Source organism: Halalkalibacter oceani (genome assembly GCF_023715705.1).
Classification (GTDB): Bacteria; Bacillota; Bacilli; order Bacillales; family Bacillaceae_D; genus Halalkalibacter; species Halalkalibacter oceani_A.
On sequence record NZ_JAMBOS010000029.1, the window covers coordinates 1 to 20898 of the forward strand.

16 protein-coding genes and 1 rRNA gene are annotated in these 20898 nt (G+C 47.0%); 6 read left to right on the forward strand and 11 right to left on the reverse strand.

The features are described from left to right. The 11 genes from M3212_RS18695 to dnaA all read right to left on the reverse strand — a co-directional run. Positions 1-103: ribosomal RNA gene (locus M3212_RS18695) — 16S ribosomal RNA — on the reverse strand; the annotation flags it as partial. Between the two features lie 392 nt (positions 104-495). After that, entirely contained in the window at positions 496-1470 is a 975-nt protein-coding gene (locus M3212_RS18700; RefSeq protein ID WP_251195480.1) for an NAD(P)-dependent alcohol dehydrogenase, read from the reverse strand. A 74-nt stretch (positions 1471-1544) separates the two neighbouring features. Then, entirely contained in the window at positions 1545-4190 is a 2646-nt protein-coding gene (locus M3212_RS18705; protein ID WP_349774209.1) for a LuxR C-terminal-related transcriptional regulator, read from the reverse strand. Between the two features lie 142 nt (positions 4191-4332). Beyond that, complete coding sequence (locus M3212_RS18710; RefSeq protein ID WP_251195481.1) at positions 4333-5430, reverse strand: HD-GYP domain-containing protein; 1098 nt, start codon at positions 5428-5430, stop codon at positions 4333-4335. Positions 5431-5549: 119 nt separating this feature from the next. Next, positions 5550-8075, reverse strand: coding sequence for a DNA gyrase subunit A (gene gyrA, locus M3212_RS18715; RefSeq protein WP_251195482.1), 2526 nt, complete (start codon positions 8073-8075; stop codon positions 5550-5552). A 24-nt stretch (positions 8076-8099) separates the two neighbouring features. Next, positions 8100-10040, reverse strand: a complete 1941-nt coding sequence (gene gyrB, locus M3212_RS18720) for a DNA topoisomerase (ATP-hydrolyzing) subunit B (RefSeq protein ID WP_251195483.1) — start codon at positions 10038-10040, stop codon at positions 8100-8102. Between the two features lie 52 nt (positions 10041-10092). Continuing rightward, entirely contained in the window at positions 10093-10368 is a 276-nt protein-coding gene (gene remB, locus M3212_RS18725) for an extracellular matrix regulator RemB (RefSeq protein WP_251195484.1), read from the reverse strand. A gap of 18 nt (positions 10369-10386) precedes the next feature. Then, entirely contained in the window at positions 10387-11499 is a 1113-nt protein-coding gene (recF, locus tag M3212_RS18730; RefSeq protein WP_251195485.1) for a DNA replication/repair protein RecF, read from the reverse strand. Positions 11500-11510: 11 nt separating this feature from the next. After that, positions 11511-11726 carry a S4 domain-containing protein YaaA gene (gene yaaA / locus M3212_RS18735; RefSeq protein WP_251195486.1) on the reverse strand — a complete coding sequence of 72 codons (216 nt, stop codon included), beginning with the start codon at positions 11724-11726 and terminating at the stop codon, positions 11511-11513. A gap of 198 nt (positions 11727-11924) precedes the next feature. After that, entirely contained in the window at positions 11925-13061 is a 1137-nt protein-coding gene (gene dnaN / locus M3212_RS18740; RefSeq protein ID WP_251195487.1) for a DNA polymerase III subunit beta, read from the reverse strand. A 177-nt stretch (positions 13062-13238) separates the two neighbouring features. Next, positions 13239-14594, reverse strand: coding sequence for a chromosomal replication initiator protein DnaA (dnaA, locus tag M3212_RS18745; RefSeq protein WP_251195488.1), 1356 nt, complete (start codon positions 14592-14594; stop codon positions 13239-13241). Positions 14595-15221: 627 nt separating this feature from the next. On the opposite strand from dnaA, the gene rpmH reads away from it, so the two are divergent. The 6 genes from rpmH to mnmG all read left to right on the forward strand — a co-directional run bounded on the left by rpmH (position 15222) and on the right by mnmG (position 20889). Continuing rightward, on the forward strand, positions 15222-15359 hold the full coding sequence (gene rpmH, locus M3212_RS18750; RefSeq protein WP_003323480.1) for a 50S ribosomal protein L34: 138 nt from the start codon (positions 15222-15224) through the stop codon (positions 15357-15359). A gap of 102 nt (positions 15360-15461) precedes the next feature. After that, positions 15462-15821 (forward strand): ribonuclease P protein component, encoded by a 360-nt coding sequence (gene rnpA, locus M3212_RS18755; protein ID WP_251195489.1) that lies wholly within the window; start codon positions 15462-15464, stop codon positions 15819-15821. A gap of 38 nt (positions 15822-15859) precedes the next feature. Continuing rightward, complete coding sequence (spoIIIJ, locus tag M3212_RS18760; protein WP_251195490.1) at positions 15860-16633, forward strand: YidC family membrane integrase SpoIIIJ; 774 nt, start codon at positions 15860-15862, stop codon at positions 16631-16633. Continuing rightward, positions 16630-17256 (forward strand): RNA-binding cell elongation regulator Jag/EloR, encoded by a 627-nt coding sequence (gene jag / locus M3212_RS18765; protein ID WP_251195491.1) that lies wholly within the window; start codon positions 16630-16632, stop codon positions 17254-17256. The genes spoIIIJ and jag overlap by 4 nt, the downstream gene beginning before the upstream one ends. A gap of 346 nt (positions 17257-17602) precedes the next feature. After that, positions 17603-18979, forward strand: a complete 1377-nt coding sequence (gene mnmE / locus M3212_RS18770; protein ID WP_251195492.1) for a tRNA uridine-5-carboxymethylaminomethyl(34) synthesis GTPase MnmE — start codon at positions 17603-17605, stop codon at positions 18977-18979. 23 nt (positions 18980-19002) lie between these two features. Next, the gene (gene mnmG / locus M3212_RS18775; protein WP_251195493.1) at positions 19003-20889 is read left to right on the forward strand and encodes a tRNA uridine-5-carboxymethylaminomethyl(34) synthesis enzyme MnmG; all 1887 of its coding nucleotides are present in this window, start codon (positions 19003-19005) and stop codon (positions 20887-20889) included. Positions 20890-20898 lie beyond the last annotated feature (9 nt).

Here is a 20898-nt window from a genome sequence, read left to right on the forward strand (position 1 = left end):
CTGACGTCATCCCGAAGGAATCTGTCAGGTTCACCCGCTCGACTTGCATGTATTAGGCACGCCGCCAGCGTTCGTCCTGAGCCAGGATCAAACTCTCCATGAAAATGGTGAGCTGATTAAGCTCTTACGTTTTAAATTGATAGCCGCTCCACTCTGCACTCAGCAATAGCCGAAGAAAACCACTTCGTTTCTTGCTTCCAAAACCTTGTGCAGGCTCCGCTGGCTTTTTTGACGGTGACATTCGTCACCTTTTTTCGCTTGGCTTTTGTTCAGTTTTCAAAGAACTCGTTGTCGTTTATGGCGACTTAATTATCATATCAAATACTGACTCACTCGTCAATACTTTTTTTAATTAAGTTTCATTCGTCATTGGCGACAAGAAATAATATAACATATCTAAAAAGATTAATGCAACAGTTTTTTTTGAAAAAGTTTATTTATCTCCTAGGACATATTTCCTCTGCTTTGCCCACTCTTTGTTTAATAGTGACACGCTCATAAGTTTTCGTCCGCATCTGTCATCGTAATCACTACATTTCCTTTTTTATGTCCTTTTTCTACATAACGATGTGCCTCCGCGATTTTTTCTAAAGGATAGCAGCGGTCAATAACCGGTCTGATAGCTCCGGCCTCAAGCAACTCCTTTAATATGACGAGTTGATCCGATCTCTCAGCAGAAACTCCGGAAATCACTTTCGTACGACTTGCGATTGAAACAGCGAAACTTTGCCATATTTGCGAAAAGCCGCCGGCCCCCAGGATCAAGCGTCCGTTTTTCGTTAGCCGTTTCTGGCTGGAGAGGACGGATATTTTCCCCACTGTATCAAAGATCATATCATACTGTTCCTCACTCGCGGTGAAGTCTTCCTTAGTGTAATCGATCACGTCATCTGCACCTAATGATCTGACTAAAGCGACATTTGCTGTACTGCAAACCCCCGTAACAAGCGCCCCGTAAGTTTTGGCGAGCTGGATCGCAGCTGTCCCGACTGCTCCGGAGGCACCGTAAATGAGCACCCGCTGCCCGCCTTCTATATTCGCCTTTTTCAAAAAATGCAGGGCGGTTAGTCCACCGAAAGGAACAGATGCTGCCTCCTCAAAAGTGATGGTAGACGGTTTTAATGCCAAGACAGCTTTTTCCGGCAAGCTGATATAGTCAGCATAGGCCCCAAATGTCATTCCTGTTGCTCCAAAAACGGCATCTCCGGGTCTAAAGCAACTGACATCCTGACCGGTCTCCTCAACTACTCCGGCAAATACCCCGCCTAAGATCGGCCTTTTCGGTTTCGTCAGCCCAAAGAAAAGCCTAACAGGAAACGGATCTCCCTTTCGCAGACGCCAATCTGCGGAATTTACGGCGGTGGCCAATACTTTGACTACTACCTCCTGTCTTTTTGGCACAGGCTTTGCCACTTTCTCAAGCCGGAGAACGTCCGGCGGTCCATAGCTTTCACAAACGATTGCTCTCACTTGATCACACCTCTCCCTTTTATCTATAACGTAAGGTTTTAACTCGAGGTTGTGCAGCTACTAAAGTATGGTTTTTAAATCAATCCTAAATCGCGGGCGCGGGCAACCGCTTCTGTCCGTCTATGAACGTGCAGCTTATCAAAAATAGTACGGTTATAGCCTTTTACCGTGCTCAACGCAAGAAATAACCTGTCGCAAATTTCACGATTGGACAGTCCCTTCGCGATCAGCCGCAACACTTCCAATTCACGTGCAGTCAAAGGGGCAAGCAATGGTACAGCTTTTGCGCCTACGTCCTTGAAAGCACGCCGCTCTGCACGACCAAGCAAAAGCAATCTATGGCCATAAGACGTCAGCAGACCTCGGGTCGCCGCTTCCGCTAACAAATTAACCATCGGCCCACCTTCATCTAGAAAAAGACGGATAAAGCCATGCGGCTCGGCGATCTGCAAAGCGTTTTTCAACTTTTGCAGCGCCTGCTTCTGTTCGTCGCGTGCGTGGTGAATAAGTGATTGAAGGATCTCTACTTTAAGCTGTTCATCGAGCCATTCTTTTTCTTCCACATATCTGTCCCAGCCCGTTAACGTCTTCAGCGCCATAGGAACATCTCCTGCCGCGAGGTACACCCGGGCCTGAAGAAGCGCGCAATCGATGGAACTGGCTAATTGAAGAGCGGCTTGCAGCTCCCCGCGCTGCAGCAGGATGCGCCCGCGTAAATCAGCAATATCAGGCTGAAGCTTGTCGTACTGCTTCTGTCGGGCAATTTGCTCAAGCTCAGCTAACCGGGCTAAGGCACCTGCTGTATCTCCTTCTGTCAGTCGAAGCCGAATCAAAAACAACTCACAGGCCGCAGCCCTGTCTGAGCTTCCCAGTTGGCCTGCTAAATGCGCCCCTTGTTTGACATGCTGTAAGGAGGTGTTCAAATCATTCCATTCATAGAAGATTCGCGCTAACCCAAGATAGGCCTCACATGCCACAGGCAACGGCGGATGACCGGCCAGATGCAGTGCATTCTGATAGGTCCTCGCCGCCGATTCGAGCAGCATTTCACTTTCCTGAACATTGCCAAGTCCGATTGTTGCCATCAGCGTAATCATCGAGTGCCCGATCGCTTTGCTGGCGGAAATCGCCTCCGTATATGCCCGGCCGGCAGCCAAACGCTTCCCTTGAAGCTGATAAGCGTAACCAAGCGTCCAGGTAGCAGCAGTCCGGACAGGCACGTTATCCGGCAGCAAATAGCGCAGCGCCCGTTCTGATTGGAGGATAATCGTTTCAGGCTGATGGAGACTGACAGCGACAGTCGCTCTAATTACGGCAATATGGCCGCGTACATTCTGATTGTCACCATTCTGCTCAGCGTCCAGCAAAGCTGCTTCCGCCATTTGCAGCTTTTGTTCTATTCCGGTTAATTTGCTAATAAAAAGTAAAGCCGAAGCATGCGCGACGATAAATGCCGGTCGCTCAGCCAGGACCGCAGCAGGTAAAGATTCCAGCCAGTTTAAAACCGGTCTCACTGCACCGCGAAAGTGCAGCGGCATTCCGCCCCCCTCCATCAGCCAGCCGGCCCGCTCGATATCACTTGCAGCGGCGGCATGCGAAAAGGCCTCTATCTCCAGACCATGCTGTTCAAACCAGAGGCTCGCTCTACTGTGAAGAACAGCCCGCTCTGCTTCCGCTCCTTCGACAGCGGCGAATTTCTTCCGTAAAGTATCAGCGAAAAGATGGTGATAGCGGAACCAGTGGTTTTCCTGATCCAACGGAAAAATAAACAGATTGAGCCGGACCAGTTGCTGGAGCATCTCCTCGCTGCCCTGGCCGTCTGGAGAGAGTGCCTGTTCACCAAGAACGGCATCACAAAGTGAAGCACAAAATCGTTCGAGGATTGATGTTCGGAGAAGAAAGGTTTGCATGCTTACGGGCAGATGCCGCCAAACCTCATCTGCCAAATAATCGAAAATAAAATGGTGGGTGCCGCTAAACGAGTCAATCAAATGAGATTTATCTTCCGTCTCGCGTAATGAGATTGCAGCTAATTGCAGTCCGGCAATCCAACCTTCCGTACGCGACTTGAGCAAGGCCACCTCTTCAAGTGAGAGGTCGAGACTCATTACATCATCAAAATACTGAACCGACTCGTTTTCATTGAAGCACAAATCAGCTCCTCGCAGCTCGGTCAATTGATCATACGCTCTCAGCCGGGCAAGAGGGAACTGTGGGTCCTCACGAGTGATAACGACAAGGTGCATAGTAGACGGGAGATGGGTAAGCAAAAAGAGAAGAACATTGGTAACGGAACGATCAGCAATAAGGTGGTAATCATCAAGTACGAGGATGAACGAACACTCGATTGCCTCAATCTCATGAAGCAAGGAGGGCAAAATGAATTCAATCGACGGTGATTGAGGCATTTGAAGCAGCTTCACCAACTGTTCGCCTGTCTTTTCCTGGATCGTTTGCAAAGCGGCGATCAAGTAAGTGATAAAGCGCTTCGGATCATTGTCTTCTTTATCTAATGACAGCCAGGCGGCAGGTCGCTCACATTGGGCGAGCCATTCACTGACCACCGTTGTTTTCCCAAACCCGGCCGAGGCAGAGATCAATGTCAGTTTTCGATGCAGCCCCTCGTTTAAGCGGTTCATTAAGCGGATACGAGGGACTGCTTTAGGTGAACGGAATGGAATAAAGAGTTTAGTGGAAATGAGAGCATCTTTCATATGCATCTTTTTCACCATCCTAAAAACTGTTGGGCCCGGCCTTACCCCGGGATAAAACCTAAGCAATGTGCGGACCAGTACATCTTGATAAAAGCATTCGAAAAGGCAACCGGTGAGCACCGTCATTGTCTTCTTTCGAAAGGAAACGCTACTGTTTTTTTAATATTTCAACAATATGAAGTTTAGGCTCCTGTACGAGCTGAATAATGGTACCATCCCTGAGCAATTTCACCATCGGCCTCGTTGGCGCCTGCTGGTCAAAAAAGATCACTTCCGCCTCTTCTCCTGTTGATAAACAGACCCGGCTGCCAATGGCACTTTGAACAAAACTCTGGACGAGGGCTTCCACGACTTTTGTTTCAAGCTTGCCAAACCGTTCCTTCTCAATCTCTTCCAGTACTTGAAAAGGCGAACGTTTCGGGCGGTGATGGCGCTCGGAAATCATCGCATGGTAAACATCGGCGACCGCCACAATTTGACTGAACAAATGAATTTTTTCCGCAGTCACTCCCAAAGGATAGCCACTGCCATCATATCGCTCATGATGCTGCAGAACCCCGACTAACATCGAATCACTTACACCGGGAACGTCCTTTAGCATCTTATAGCTGTGAATCGGGTGCTTCTTCACCTTTTCATACTCTTCTTCCGTTAAAGAACCTGTTTTCCTTAAAATTGATGAAGGCAGCTTTACCATTCCTGCATCGGCCATTGCCCCGCACAGACCGACCTGGTTAGCACGTTCATCTGTCAGTCGTAATTTTTTTGCCAGGAAAGCTGAGAGCATTCCGACATACACGGAATGATGGTACATATAATCGGTTTTATCATTCAAGTCATGGAGATGGAGCAAATAATCAGGTGAATGATGGGTTTTTTCAAACAGCGTTAGAAAGGTCGAGCGGACCGCAGCCATATCAACTGCTGCTCCTTCTTTCCAGGACCCGCAAAGCTTTTTGTACATTTTAACGGTCGCGAGATAATCCTCGACTAAAGTCGTATCGCGTGACGATGTTGCCTTTTCCTCTTCAGCCTGCGGCTCCTCTTTCACCTCACCTGGAATAAACGTCTTTCCATTGGCGAGGCGCGGCCTTACCTCAACAGTTTCCACGAGAAATGCTTTTAAAAAATCAAGATGCACCTCATCTAAAACCGTATTCCGCTTCACTAATGGAACTTCTGTTAAGCCCGGCACATCCTTTGACGTCACGCACCCTGCTTGAAGCTGTGCTACTTTCACTTCCATCCCGCTCATCTCCTCTTATTTCGACCTTATCCTCTATCTATTATATCGGCACATTACAAAAAGAGCTATACGTCCTGGCATTAAACAGCCTGTCCGTATAGCTCTTAAAATGTGGAACATTATTCGTTGCTTTCTTCTTCATTCGTTTCTTCTGTTTCTTCTGTTTCTTCTGCTTCTGCATTCACTTCTTCATTTTCCTCTGCAAACTCTGCATCCTCTTCGTCTTCAATATCAACACGGGCGACTGTCGCCACTTCCTCGCCTTCATCGACGCGAATTAACATCACACCCTGCGTATTTCGTCCGGTCGTCGAGATTCCTTCGACCTGCGTACGGATAATCACGCCGCTGGCGGTAATAATCATAATGTCATGATCTGCCGAAACGACTTTTAACGAAACGAGCGGACCATTTTTTTCGGTGATGTTACATGTTTTGATCCCTTTACCGCCACGGTTTTGAATCCGATATTCCTCAATCGGCGTCCGTTTCCCGTAACCTTTTTTCGTTACGATTAACACATCTTGTCCTTCAACGACCATGTCCATTCCAACGACGCAGTCATCGTCACCGAGTGTAATCCCGCGCACTCCGGCCGCCGTTCGTCCCATTAAGCGGACGTCCTGCTCATGAAAGCGAATCGACATTCCCTGCCGTGTACCGATAATAATTTCCTGGTTCCCGTCAGTTAGACGGACACCATGAAGCTCGTCCTCATCGCGCAGGCTGATCGCAAATAACCCACCGCGACGAATATTGGCAAAAGAAGATAGTTCCGTCCGCTTGGCGACCCCTTGATTTGTCAGGAAGAACAGATAGGCGTCTTCCCTGAACTCCTCGATCGGAATCACCGTACTAATATATTCGCCCGGTTCAATTTGCAGAAGATTAATAATCGGGATCCCTTTCGCCGTCCGGCCTAAGTCAGGGACTTCGTACCCTTTCAGACGATAGACCTTCCCTTTGTTTGTAAAAAAGAGAATCGTATGATGGGAGTTTGTGGTGAAGAGATGCTGAACAAAATCATTATCATTTGTCCCCATTCCCTGAATCCCTTTTCCGCCCCGCTTTTGACTTCGATAGGTGGAAACCGGCATCCGTTTAATATAGCCGTGATGGGTAATCGTCACGACGATGTTCTGCCGCGGAATCAAATCTTCATCTTCTAAATGATCCTCACTCATCGAAATCACCGTACGGCGCTCGTCATTGAACTTCTCTTTAATCGCCGTAAGCTCTTCTCTAATGATCTCAAGTACCTTCTCCTCATCAGCAAGAATCGCTTTCAACTCGGCGATTCTTTCCATTAGCTCTTTATACTCGTTTTCAATCTTGTCACGCTCCAGACCCGTTAGGCGCTGAAGACGCATATCAAGAATCGCCTGGGCCTGCTCATAGCTTAATGAAAAACGCTCCATTAAGCCATTGCGGGCAATTTCCGTCGTTTCTGAAGAACGGATCAGGCTGATCACTTCATCAAGATGATCTAACGCAATTCTCAAGCCCTCTAGAATGTGGGCCCGCGCTTCCGCCTTGCGCAGCTCAAACGCCGTACGCCGGCGGATGACCTCGATCTGATGCTCCAGGTAATACTCGAGGCATTGCTTGAGGTTCAGCACTTGCGGGTGCCCTTTAACTAGCGCCAACAGATTAATTCCAAAGCTTGATTGCAAGGCGGTTTGCTTATAAAGATTGTTGAGCAGCACATTTGCATTGGCGTCACGGCGCAGCTCAATCACGATTCTCATTCCGGTCCGGTCGGACTCATCACGAAGATCCGTAATTCCATCAATCTTCTTATCACGGACTAGCTCGGCGATTTTTTCGATCAGCTTTGCCTTGTTTACTTGATACGGCAATTCGTGAACAAGGATTCGGCTTTTGCCATTATTCTCCTCGATCACTGTTTTCGCCCGCAGCGTAATTGAGCCTCTCCCTGTTTGGTAAGCGCGGCGGATCCCGGAACGGCCAAGGATTTCTGCGCCAGTCGGAAAGTCAGGTCCTGGAATATGCTCCATCAACTCTTCGACCGTCATCTCAGGGTTATGCGATAAAGCGAGCACACCATCAACCACTTCGCCCAGCTGATGCGGCGGGATATTGGTCGCCATTCCAACGGCAATCCCTGACGCCCCGTTCACGAGCAGGTTCGGAAAGCGCGCCGGAAGTACGACCGGCTCTCTTTCTGAGCCATCGTAGTTATCCGTATAATCAATCGTATCTTTGTTAATATCGCGCACTAGTTCCATCGAAATCTTCGACATCTTCGCTTCGGTATACCGCATCGCAGCCGCTGCATCGCCATCGACAGAACCGAAATTTCCATGTCCGTCAATCAGCATGTAACGGAAGCTGAAATCCTGCGCCATTCTAACCATCGTCTCATAAACAGCGGAATCACCGTGTGGGTGATACTTCCCGATAACCTCACCGACAATACGGGCTGACTTTTTATAAGCTTTATCTGGCGTCATGCCTAATTCATTCATCGCAAACAAAATCCGGCGATGTACCGGCTTCAGGCCGTCTCGTACATCAGGAAGGGCGCGACTGACGATGACGCTCATCGCGTAGTCCATAAAGGACTCTTTCATTTCCTGACTTATATTTATCGGTTTTACTTTCGATTGATTTTGCTCAGCCATTTGTATTAACCTCCATCTTAACGCCTAGACATCGAGATTCTTGACATACTGCGCATTTTCCTGAATGAAATCACGGCGCGGCTCTACTCGATCTCCCATCAAAATCTCAAAAATTTCATCCGCCTTCATCGCATCCTCTAACGTGACTTGAAGCACGGTCCGATGCTCGGGATCCATCGTCGTCTCCCAAAGCTGAGTCGGGTTCATCTCACCAAGACCTTTATAGCGCTGAATGCCGACCTTGCTGCGGTCCTCAACTTCCTTCAAGGCTTCCTCCAGCTCTTTCTCACTGTATAAATAGCTGACATCCCGGCCCACGGTTAGTTTAAAAAGCGGGGGCTGAGCAATATAGATATAGCCCTTTTCAATCAACGGCCGCATGTAGCGGTAGAAGAATGTCAGGATCAAGGTCCGGATATGCGCTCCGTCAACATCGGCATCCGTCATAATGATCACTTTATGGTAACGGGCTTTTTCAATATCAAAATCATCGGAAATGCCGGTGCCGAGCGCGGTAATAATCGCCCGGATTTCATTGTTGGCCAGAATTTTATCCAATCTCGCCTTTTCGACGTTCAAAATCTTTCCCCGAAGTGGAAGAATCGCCTGGAAATGCCGATCACGCCCTTGTTTCGCTGAGCCGCCAGCCGAATCCCCCTCGACGATATAAACCTCACTGATCGACGCATCACGCGACGAACAGTCGGCCAGCTTCCCTGGCAACGAACTGACTTCCAGAGCGCTTTTTCTTCTTGTTAATTCGCGCGCCTTTTTAGCCGCTTCCCGGGCTCTGGAGGCCATCAGCCCTTTTTCGACAATCTTCCGTGCGACTTGCGGATGTTCATTCAAAAACCGTGAAAAATGCTCAGAAAATAAGGAATCGGTAATTGTCCGGGCTTCACTGTTTCCTAATTTCGTTTTAGTCTGCCCCTCGAACTGGGGATCAGGAATTTTCACGGAAATAATCGCCGTCAGTCCTTCTCTCACATCTTCCCCGGTTAAATTCGGGTCATTTTCCTTGAAAAGGCCATTTTTCCGGGCATAATCATTAATGACCCGCGTCAGTCCTGTTTTAAAGCCGGATTCATGTGTTCCGCCTTCATGGGTGCTGATGTTGTTCGCAAAGGAATAAATATTGCTGCTGTAGCTGTCGTTATATTGCACAGCGACCTCGACAGCTAAGCCGTCTTTTTCACTTTCAATATGAATCGGTTCTTCGTGCAGCACTTCCTTTGACCGGTTAAGATGCTGAACGAAGGAAGCAATTCCGCCCTCATAGTGATAGGTAGCTTCCTTTTCCTCTTGACGTTTATCCGTGATTTTGATCGTTAATCCTTTATTAAGAAAAGCCAGCTCACGCAAGCGTGTCGCGAGCGTATCGAAATCATATTCCGTCGTTTCCGTGAAAATCGTCGGATCCGGCTTGAAATGAATGATCGTGCCTGTCTTATCTGTTTCCCCAATAACCGACAAATCAGCGGCAGGCACCCCTAATTGATACTTTTGGTAATGAACCTGACTATCGCGGTGAACCTTTACTTCCAGCTCTGTGGACAGAGCATTTACAACAGAAGCTCCAACCCCGTGCAGCCCGCCCGAAACCTTATAACCGCCGCCGCCGAACTTTCCGCCGGCGTGCAGCACGGTCATAATAACTTCAACAGCCGGACGGCCCATTTTTTCCTGAATTCCAACAGGAATTCCGCGTCCATTATCCTCAACCGTAATGCTGTTATCTTCTTCGATTGTGACGTGAATCGTATCACAATATCCGGCCATCGCCTCGTCAATACTATTATCTACAATTTCCCAAACCAAATGATGCAATCCGCGAGCGCTAGTAGAGCCAATATACATCCCCGGTCGTTTCCGTACCGCTTCAAGTCCTTCTAAAACCTGAATCTGACTTTCATCATAGGATTGTTGTTCAGGATGTTGTTCATTCGTCACCTTGTTCACCTTCATTCTCATTTATCTATCAAATCTATTGTAAAAATCGCCCGCCGCCGGTTCTCTCTCATTCAGCTTCCTTCTCAAGGGCGAAATCTGTCATCGTTTTTCCCATCGCCCGCCGATTCAGCGTCAAAGAAGAAACCGGAGAATAATAGATGTCGTTGTCCGTAATGACGATTGATTTAATATAATCTGCTGAAATGATCGTCTTTGTCTTACGCGCTTCTTCTTCCTTCAAATACGTCTTTGTGATCGAGGAATGCTCCTGGACATCACGATTTAAAATAGCAATAATATCTTTTGAACGGATCAGCACATCGCCACCTAAATGAATAAACATCAGTCCACGCCTCCTCAGTCATCTTTTTTCAATCGTGCCCTCTGTCACTTCAAATACAGCCGCCTGCCTCAACGTTTGTTCATCAATTCCTTCGACACTTGTCGTTGTCACAAACGTTTGGACCTTATTCTGAATCGAGCGCAGAAGATGCGACTGACGATAATCATCAAGCTCTGAGAGGACATCGTCCAATAACAGGAGCGGGTACTCGCCAACTTCGGCGTAAATCAATTCAATTTCGGCTAATTTAAGGGCAAGCGCCGTAGTCCGCTGCTGCCCCTGCGAGCCGTATGTTTGAATATCATGCCCGTTCACCTGAAAGCTGAGATCATCCCGTTGTGGACCAAAGAGCGTGACGCCGCGCTGAATCTCCTTATCCCGCTTTTGCTTATACACTTGATAGAGTTCTTCTTTTATGTTCGACAAATCCATCTCGTCTGATACCTCACCCGGGGGGACATAGCTGATTTTGAGCTTTTCTTTTCCCCGGCTGATATCGTAATGAATCGGAAAGGCCCATTCCTGCAACCGTTTTACAAAAGCGAGCCGGCGACTGATCACCTCTGCCGCCAGCGCGATAAGCTGATCCGTCAAAATATCAAGCATCTCACCTGAGCCTTTTCTCGCCTGAAGATCCTTCAGCAGATGATTGCGCTGAACAAGGACTTTCTGATACAGACCAAGATGATACAAATAGACGCGGCTGATCTGGCCAATTTCCATATCGAGAAACCTTCTGCGGACTTGCGGGCTTCCTTTGACAAGCCCGAGGTCCTCCGGCGCAAACATGACGACATTCGCCGCCCCGACATACTCGCTTAATTTGCGCTGCTCAAGACCATTGACCTTGCCCTTCTTCCCTTTCAGCGACAAGATCAGCTCCAATTCAAAAGGACCCGTCTTTCTTGTGAAATGACCTTCTATCCGCGCAAACTCCTCTCCCCAGCGAATGAGCTCCTTGTCCTTCGTCGTCCGGTGGGATTTTGCCAGAGCAAGAACATAAATTGCCTCCAGCACATTTGTTTTCCCTTGCGCGTTTTCCCCAAGAAAAATATTTACGGGTTGTTGAAATGATAAGGCTGCCTGGTCATAATTGCGGAATTGCCGAAGCGTAAGCTGCTTTAAATCCAAAGGGAGTCCCCCTATTCCGCTACAATTTCAAATTCTGTTCCATCGGCGAGTGTCACCGTATCACCGGGGCTGAGTTTTTTCCCGCGCCGGTTTTCTTCCTCCCCATTCACCCATACTACATGTTCAGCAAGATACCACTTTGCCATTCCACCCGTATCAATGATTCCTGCTTCTTTTAAAAATTGTCCCAACGTTATGTACTCCGTCGAAATGGCGATCTGGTGCATTTCATCACTCTTTTCTGCATGAACTCCTTGGCGTATCAAAGGGAAGACAGCAATTCACCGTATGATTTGCTGTCTTCAAAAAATCATGTCATTTTCGTTTATCTTACTTTATATTGTACTAAACCAAAGCTGACTAGCCAAGTCTTATTGTGAGAGTTAGCTAACTCTTTTCCTATCAAGGATTTCTCCCCAGCAGCTTTAATACGTTCTTACCGGTGAAAAGAGATGTAAATAATGATCATGATCAATCGGCTTAATGACAAACGGGCTCATCGCCCCGGTGAACATTACATGAATGTCCTCGCTGTCAATGACCTTTAGTGCGTCGATCACATTTTTCCCGTTAAATGAAATTCTCATCTCTTCTCCGTCAATTTTCGCGTCAATATGCTCCGTCACTTTACCAACCTCTGGTGAAATCGACGTAATCTCAACCTGACCATCAAGCGTCTTTAAGTTGATCACATTGTTCTTGCCCTCTCTCGATAACAGCAAAGCCCGCTCTAATGTATGTAGGAACGACTTCGTCTTTAAGTGAAGCGACGTTTTTGATTGGGTCGGTATCATACTTTTCGTGACCGGATATTTCCCCTCCAGCAGCCTTGAGAAAAAGAGCAGGTTCTCCATTTTGAATAAAACTTGATTCTCCGTCACGACGACATCAATTAAATCATTGGAATCGTCAATGATTTTGCTGAGTTCAATCAGACTCTTCCCAGGAATAACAACATTTTCAAATGTAAGGGAATTATCGTTTTTTTCGATTTTCGCCTTTCTGATTGCCAGCCGGTGACTGTCTGTTGCAGTACAGATCAATTCACCTTCCTCCGTCTCTAAGTTTACACCTGTCAACACCGGGCGTGTTTCCTGAGTGGACACAGCAAAGACGGTTTGTCTGATCATGTTCTTCAGCATATCCTGAGGAAGTTTGAAAAGGAGGTCCTCCTCAAGCTGTGGCAGACGTGGATATTCCTCAGGATCAAGACCATTTAAATTAAAGACGGAAGACCCCGACCGAATCGTCGTTGCAAATTGATCTGTCACGCTGATTTCAATATCCTCACCGGGTAATTTCTTGACAATTTCCGCAAAAAAACGGGCTTGTAACACGATGCTTCCAGGCTGTTGAACGGTCACGATTTCCGAATCAGCATCCTCCTTCGGAATAAACGTTTCAATCGAAACATCCGAGTCACTGCCAGTTAACGTGATTCCATCCTCCGCTGCGACAATTTTAATTCCAGTCAAAATCGGAATTGTCGTTCTTGATGAAACGGCTTTTGCTACATGCTGGACATCTTGAACAAATCGATCACGCGTAATTGTAAATTGCATTCTGAAAAACTCCTTATAATTCATTAATATTTTTAATAAAAAGTAGAAGTACTAGTAATAGGGCCTGTGGATTTGTGGAAAACTACCAAAAAGAACGAAAAAAGCAGCCTATCCACATGTGGGCAGTATGTTGATAGGCGAGTAGACATTATCCACAATTCACACAAAATAAAAAAACTAAGAAGTCCGGAGCTGGTCCATTAAATCCTGAATCTTATCCTGAAATTCCTGATCGCTTGCCAACAAGGCGGAGATTTTCTCATGGGCGTGAATCACTGTCGTATGATCTCTGCCGCCAAATTCACTTCCGATTTTAGGAAGGGAGGCATCTGTTAGTTCTCTTGATAAATACATCGCAATTTGTCTCGGAAAAGCGACGGATTTTGTACGCTTTTTTGCTTTGAAATCCTCAAGTTTCACATGGTAGTGCTCGCCGACAAATTTCTGAATGTCGGTGATCGTCAGCACCTTCGGCTTTGAATTCGGTATGATATCCTTTAATGCTTCGGCGGCCAGGTCAGCATTCATATCCTGATTAATAAGAGAGGAATAAGCGACGACCCGGATTAATGCTCCTTCCAGCTCGCGGATATTCGTGTCAATTTGATTGGCGATATAAAGCATCACTTCATTAGGAATATCAAGGTTCTCCGCTTTCGCCTTCTTGCGCAGAATCGCAATTCTCGTTTCTAAATCCGGCGGTGTAATGTCAGTAATTAAGCCCCATTCGAACCTGGAACGTAACCGATCCTCAAGTGTCGGGATCTCCTTTGGCGGTCTGTCACTCGAAATGACGATTTGCTTTGATTCTTCATGAAGGGCATTGAATGTATGGAAAAACTCTTCCTGAGTCTGTTCTTTTCCTGCTAGGAATTGAATATCATCTATTAGAAGCACGTCTACATTCCGGTATTTGTTCCGAAAATGGACGGCTTTATTATCACGGATAGCATTGATAAATTCATTCGTAAATTTCTCCGAAGACAAATAAACAACTTTCGCATTTGGATTATGATCCATCACATAATGGCCGATCGCGTGCATTAAGTGCGTCTTTCCAAGTCCGACCCCTCCATAAATGAAAAGAGGGTTATACGCCTTTGCCGGGGCCTCGGCGACAGCGAGTGAAGCGGCATGGGCAAACCGGTTTCCAGAACCGATTACGAACGTATCAAACGTATATTTATCGTTTAGCATCGTTTTCGTCGTTTGATTGGTTTGGCCGTTGTCCTGCGCGGGCCGCTTTTTTGGCGGCGGTTCAATCAGAAAGCTTTCCTCCATTTCATTTTGAGGAATGACGAATTTAGGCTGGAGCCTGGTTCCTGTCAGCTGTTCAATCGTGTCAGAGGTTAAATCAGCATAATGATCTTCAAGCCAATCACGGGCAAATTCATTCGGCGCCGTAATAATAATGACATCGTTTTGGATGTCATTCGCTTTCGTCGCTTTTAACCATGTCTCAAAACTAGGCTTGCTGACCTTTTTTTCAATTTCAGCAAGAGCCTGGTTCCATAAATCATGGATATTTTCCAAAAGTTTCGCCTCCTTGTCCTTTTTTCAATACAATACCAAACAAGCATCTACCGTATGTATAAGGCGATGAACGATACAAAGCGCTTAGCTGTTCAACCTTTGTACAATCTTGAGATGCGTTCGTATAAATATACATATGCACATATAATGTGAAAAGGATATAATATAGTAGAAAAACGTCGCGAAGTTTTTTTTGAACAGGCTGTGGAGAAAAAAACTCACAAGATATAAAAGATGTCCACAACGTTACCCACAGACTGTGGACAAGATTGTGGTCGTGGATGGCTGTCCACGAGTGAAAACAACTTAATCATAGCAAAAAAACACTTGAGTGGCAACGCTTTGTTGCATTTATCCACATAACACAGCATCTTGTGTCCAGATAATATCCACAGCACAAGATATGTGAACAAGTTGTCAGTATTTTTGTGGAGAAGTCGGATTGTGTCGAGAAATGGTTATCCACAAGAGGGAAAAAGAAAAAATTGCTAGAAAGAATTTAACAGATTGGTAAATGAGAGAGAGGGAGAGAAACAAGTTAAAAAGGTTTCTTGACAACTGCACCTAATGTTCCTTATAATTTACAAGAATGTCTTTTTGAATAGTATCCTCAGGGAGGTGTAATAAATGGGAAAACCAACATTTCAACCGAATAATCGTAAGCGTAAAAAAGTCCACGGTTTCCGTGCGCGTATGAGCACTAAAAACGGCCGTAAAGTGTTAGCGCGTCGTCGTCGTAAAGGAAGAAAAGTTTTATCTGCATAGGCCACTGAATGTCAGTGGTCTTTTTCTTCATGTTTATCCCGGAGAAGGTTAGGAAGAGAGGGAGGAAGAGAAAGACGCTGGCAAGTGTAAGGAGTGAAGAGGTTGAAAAAAAAGCAGCGGATTAAAAAGAATGAAGATTTTTCTCTAGTTTTTAAGCAAGGTCATTCCGTTGCGAATCGACAGTTCGTTCTTTATGTCCTGCCAAAAGAGGGACAAACCTATTTCCGGTTAGGTTTGTCGGTCAGCAAACGTGTAGGGAATGCAGTTACCCGTAATCGGATTAAGCGTTATGTACGGGAAGTATTCCAGGCAAAGCGGGAGCAGCTTGAGGCAGGAGCAGATTATGTGGTGATTGCGAGAAAGCCGACGGCAGAGATGAATTTACAAGAAATTGAGCAAAGCATGCTGCATGTGCTGAGAAAGGCCCGGGCGATCAAGAAGAGAACGGGATTAAAGCGTTGACATATAGATGAAAAGAAGCGAAACAAGGAGGAGAACACGTGCTCAAAAAATTTGGCTTGGTTGCGATGATGGTTGGGCTGCTTGTTGTGCTGACGGGCTGCTTTGATGTTGACCAACCAATTAATGAAAATAGTGAGGGTTTTTGGGATTCTTATCTTGTTTACCCTCTTTCATGGGTAATTATTTATTTTGCCGATTTATTTAATGATGACTTTGGTTTATCAATTGTTGTCGTTACAATTTTGCTTCGCCTGTTAATCTTGCCGTTAATGATTAAACAGACGAAGAGTGCGAAGGCAATGCAGGCGATTCAGCCTGAAATGGTCAAGCTGCGTGAAAAGTACAGCGCGAAGGATCAGAAAACGCAACAGAAGCTTCAGCAGGAAATGATGGCGATGTTCCAGGAAAAGGGTGTCAATCCGTTGGCCGGCTGTTTGCCTTTGTTGATTCAAATGCCGATTCTGCTAGCTTTTTACCATGCGATTATGAGAACAGAAGAAATTGGCGGACATCATTTCCTCTGGTTTGCGCTTGATCAGCCAGATCCATATTTCATCTTGCCGGTTGTCGCTGGTATCACGACATTTATCCAGCAGAAAATGATGATGGTTCCGGATAACCCGCAAATGAAAATTCTTCTCTACATGATGCCGATTATGATTTGTGCGTTTGCTATCTTCTTCCCAACAGCTCTTACTTTATACTGGGTGGTTGGTAATATCTTCATGATAGTTCAAACCTATTTCATAACTGGACCGAACGTCGGCAAATCGAATGTCGCTGAGGCCAGTTCGGGAGGCAAAAAGAAGTGAGAAAAGTGATTGTTTCAGGAAAAACGATAGATGAAGCTGTCGAGAAGGCGATCAACGAATTACAAACAACAAAAGACAGGCTGTCTTATCGTGTTGTTCAGGAACCTCAAAAAGGTTTTTTCGGTATTCTTGGTTCAAAGCCTGCGATGATTGAAGCACATCTTTTACCTGATCCAGTCGATGTCGCTTTTCAGTTTTTAGAACAAACAGTTGCGTTGATGAAGGTGGATGCGACCCTGACGAAGAACGAAATGGGTGAGCATATTGTCTTTAACCTGTCGAGCGAGGAAGAGCTTGGCCGCCTGATCGGCAAGCGCGGACAGACGCTTGAGTCATTAGAGTATTTGACGAACCTTGTCGCGAACCGTCAGGAAGGAACGTATACCCGGATTGAGCTGGATGCCGAAAACTACCGCGAGCGCCGCAAGCAAACGTTGGAGCAATTAGCCGAACGCGTTGCGTATAAAGTGAAAGCAACAAAAGAGCGGGTTGCGCTGGAGCCGATGAATGCCATGGAACGGAAAATCATTCATACAACGCTGCAGCGGGTACAAGGAGTCGAAACAGTTTCAGAAGGAAAAGGGTTGAAACGCCATGTCGTCATTCAGCCTCATCAATCGTAACTAAATGATAGCGGGCTGTCTCAGAAGGAGACAGCAGCGTACTGCGCAATATGCAGACTCCGTTTCGGGGGTGTGCCAAAAGGAGAATCAGCCCTTTTGGCACACCCCTTAAGCAATGTGGGGAGCCGCTGCAAGGGTCTGCAGTCGTTTTATCGGACTGTGCAGCGGCCTGTTCATGGTAATTCGACTCATGCTGTGCTATTCTAATCTTTTAGATGATAGGTTATGTTTCCGGTTGCTCGTTGCTGTTCAGGGCAAGGTCTTCTATGTATGAAATGAAGCGAAGCAACCGAACAATAGATAAGAATGTATGTGGGACGATGAAACGATAAGGAGGTGAGAGAGCATGCAATCCGATACAATTGCAGCGATCTCGACCGCGTTAGGAGAAGGAGCAATCGGAATTGTCCGTTTAAGTGGCGAGGAAGCGATTGCAATCGCTGATAAAATGTATAAAGGGAAAGAGGTCCTTGCTGAAGTTGCTTCTCATTCGATTGTGTACGGCCATATTATCGACCGGACTACGGAGGAACTGATTGAGGAAGCGATGGTTTCGGTGATGAGAGCGCCGCGGACGTTTACGAGAGAGGATGTCGTTGAAATCAATTGTCACGGTGGTCTGCTTTCTGTCAATCGTGTCCTCCAGCTCGCGCTGAAAAATGGCGCGCGCCTCGCGGAGCCCGGCGAATTTACGAAGAGAGCGTTCCTTAACGGGAGAATTGATTTGTCACAAGCTGAGGGAGTGATGGACCTCATTCGTGCCAAAACCGACCAGGCGATGAATGTTGCCTTGAAACAGGTCGAAGGGAAGCTTTCCACTAAGGTGCAGACGCTGCGTCAGGCCTTGTTGGAGACGGTCGCCCATGTCGAGGTGAATATTGACTATCCCGAATATGACGCAGAGACGATGACGCATGCGCTTTTACGTGAAAAGGCGGAGTTCGTCAAAACGGAAATCGACAAGCTGCTTCGCACAGCAGCACAAGGGAAAATATTGCGTGAAGGGCTTTCGACGGTGATTATCGGACGACCGAATGTCGGAAAATCTTCCTTATTGAATAGCCTAGTGCATGAAAACAAAGCGATCGTCACAGACATTCCCGGAACGACACGGGATGTGATCGAAGAGTATGTCAATGTCCGCGGGGTGCCTCTGCGGCTTGTCGATACAGCCGGCATCCGGGAAACCGAGGATATCGTCGAAAGAATTGGCGTGGAGCGTTCGCGCCAGGTGCTGAAGGAGGCTGATTTGATCCTGCTCGTATTAAATTATGGCGAGGAGCTTTCGGCTGAGGACAAGGCGTTGTTTGAAGCGGTGGCCGGCATGAATGTGATCGTCATTGTCAATAAAACGGACCTGCCGCAGAAAATAAATTTGGAAGAGGTTCGGCAATTGGCTGAAAGAGAGAAGCTTGTCACCACCTCCCTCCTTCATGATGAAGGGGTGGACCAACTGGAACAAGCGATTGCTGAGCTGTTTTTTGGCGGAGGCATTGAGAGCGGCGATATGACCTATGTCTCCAATTCTAGGCATATTGCCTTGCTGGAGCAGGCGAAAGCGACGATTACAGATGCACTGGACGGAATAGAAGCCGATGTGCCGATTGATATCGTTCAAATTGATATTACGCGTACATGGGAACTGCTTGGTGAAATCATTGGTGAGAGTGTACAGGAAAGCTTGATAGATCAGCTTTTTTCACAATTTTGTCTTGGGAAATAAACCATATAAGGAGGTAGTTAATGATGAGTTATGATGGTGGTCATTTTGACGTGATCGTCATTGGTGCCGGTCATGCGGGAGTTGAAGCGGGCCTCGCCTCGGCAAGAATGGGCGCGAATACGCTGATGCTGACATTGAATCTTGATGCCGTGGCGTTTATGCCGTGTAACCCTTCTGTCGGGGGGCCGGCAAAGGGGATCGTGGTCCGGGAAATTGACGCGCTCGGCGGTGAAATGGGCAGAAACATTGACAAAACCCATATTCAAATGCGGATGCTCAATACTGGAAAAGGACCGGCGGTAAGAGCGCTGCGGGCGCAGGCCGATAAATTTATGTATCAGCATGAAATGAAGAAGACGATTGAGGAGCAGGAAAACCTTTTGCTCAGACAAGGAATGGTGGAGCGGCTGATCGTCGAGGGTGGCGTCTGCCAAGGAGTCGAAACAAATACCGGGGCGAAATATTATGCCAAGTCCGTTGTCATTACGACCGGAACATACTTGCGCGGGAAAATAATCCTCGGAGAACTGGCGTACGAAAGCGGTCCGAACAATATGCAGCCGTCTGTGCAGCTCTCTTATCATTTGCAAGAGCTGGGATTTGACATGGTTCGCTTTAAAACCGGTACGCCCCCACGTGTTAACGGGAGCACAATTGATTATTCCCAGACGGAAATTCAACCGGGCGATGACGAGCCGCGGGCGTTTTCCTATGAAACGACGAAGTATATTACCGATCAGCTTCCATGCTGGTTAACGTATACGAGCGAGGAGACCCATCAGATCATTTCCGGTAATTTAAATCGTTCGCCGATGTATTCCGGAGTGATTGAAGGGACGGGACCACGCTATTGTCCATCGATTGAGGATAAGATTGTCCGCTTTTCTGATAAGCCGCGTCATCAAATCTTTTTGGAGCCTGAAGGACGCAATACGTCTGAAGTATACGTTCAGGGGCTGTCGACGAGCTTACCGGAGGACGTACAATTAAATATATTAAAAAGCATTCCAGGACTGCAGGAAGTGCGGATGATGCGCCCTGGTTATGCAATTGAGTACGATGCGATTGTGCCGACCCAGCTCTGGCCAACATTGGAAACAAAGGCTGTGGAGGGCTTGTTCACCGCCGGCCAAATTAACGGGACTTCCGGCTACGAGGAGGCCGCCGGCCAAGGGATCATGGCGGGAATTAACGCTGCCCGCAAGGCAAAGGGGGAAGAGGGCGTTATTCTTGACCGCTCTGAAGCCTATATCGGCGTTCTTATTGATGACCTTGTTACAAAAGGGACAAATGAGCCGTACCGCCTGCTTACATCACGGGCTGAATACCGTCTGCTTTTACGCCATGATAATGCTGATCTTCGTCTGACAGAGCTCGGTCACAAAATCGGACTCATTCCAGATGACCGCTATGAGCGCTTTTTGGCGAAGAAAGCGCAAATTGAAGCGGAGAAAAAGCGGCTTGAAGCCATTATCGTCAAGCCATCGCCAGAGCTCGCTCAATTGCTTGAAGAAACCGGGTCAGCGCCGTTGCAGGAAGCGGTTCGCGCGACGATGCTCTTAAAGCGTCCTGAGCTCGGCTACAAGGATGTCGCTAAAGTAATTGAACCACCGGCGGAAGCGTTAAGTGACGATGTTACAGAGCAGGTTGAAATTCAAGTGAAGTATGAAGGATATATTGAAAAGCAGCTTCAGCAAGTAGAGCGTGCGCAAAAGATGGAAAACAAAAAAATTCCGGAGGATCTCGATTACTTTGCAATTAACGGCCTTGCATCTGAAGCGAAACAGAAGCTGAGCGAGGTTCGACCATTGTCGGTTGGTCAGGCTTCTCGTGTATCCGGTGTGAATCCGGCCGATATATCAATTTTACTCGTTTATTTAGAACAAGGCAGACTGGCAAAAATCCAATAAAATGGAGCG

Bases quoted from the DNA above. Each gene is read 5' to 3' on its own strand.
- M3212_RS18705 (WP_349774209.1), bottom strand. From the start codon at position 4,190: ATGCATATGAAAGATGCTCTCATTTCCACTAAACTCTTTATTCCATTC.
- M3212_RS18710 (WP_251195481.1), bottom strand. From the start codon at position 5,430: ATGGAAGTGAAAGTAGCACAGCTTCAAGCAGGGTGCGTGACGTCAAAG.
- gyrA (WP_251195482.1), bottom strand. From the start codon at position 8,075: ATGGCTGAGCAAAATCAATCGAAAGTAAAACCGATAAATATAAGTCAG.
- gyrB (WP_251195483.1), bottom strand. From the start codon at position 10,040: ATGAAGGTGAACAAGGTGACGAATGAACAACATCCTGAACAACAATCC.
- remB (WP_251195484.1), bottom strand. From the start codon at position 10,368: ATGTTTATTCATTTAGGTGGCGATGTGCTGATCCGTTCAAAAGATATT.
- yaaA (WP_251195486.1), bottom strand. From the start codon at position 11,726: ATGCACCAGATCGCCATTTCGACGGAGTACATAACGTTGGGACAATTT.
- dnaN (WP_251195487.1), bottom strand. From the start codon at position 13,061: ATGCAATTTACAATTACGCGTGATCGATTTGTTCAAGATGTCCAGCAT.
- rpmH (WP_003323480.1), top strand. From the start codon at position 15,222: ATGGGAAAACCAACATTTCAACCGAATAATCGTAAGCGTAAAAAAGTC.
- mnmE (WP_251195492.1), top strand. From the start codon at position 17,603: ATGCAATCCGATACAATTGCAGCGATCTCGACCGCGTTAGGAGAAGGA.
- mnmG (WP_251195493.1), top strand. From the start codon at position 19,003: ATGAGTTATGATGGTGGTCATTTTGACGTGATCGTCATTGGTGCCGGT.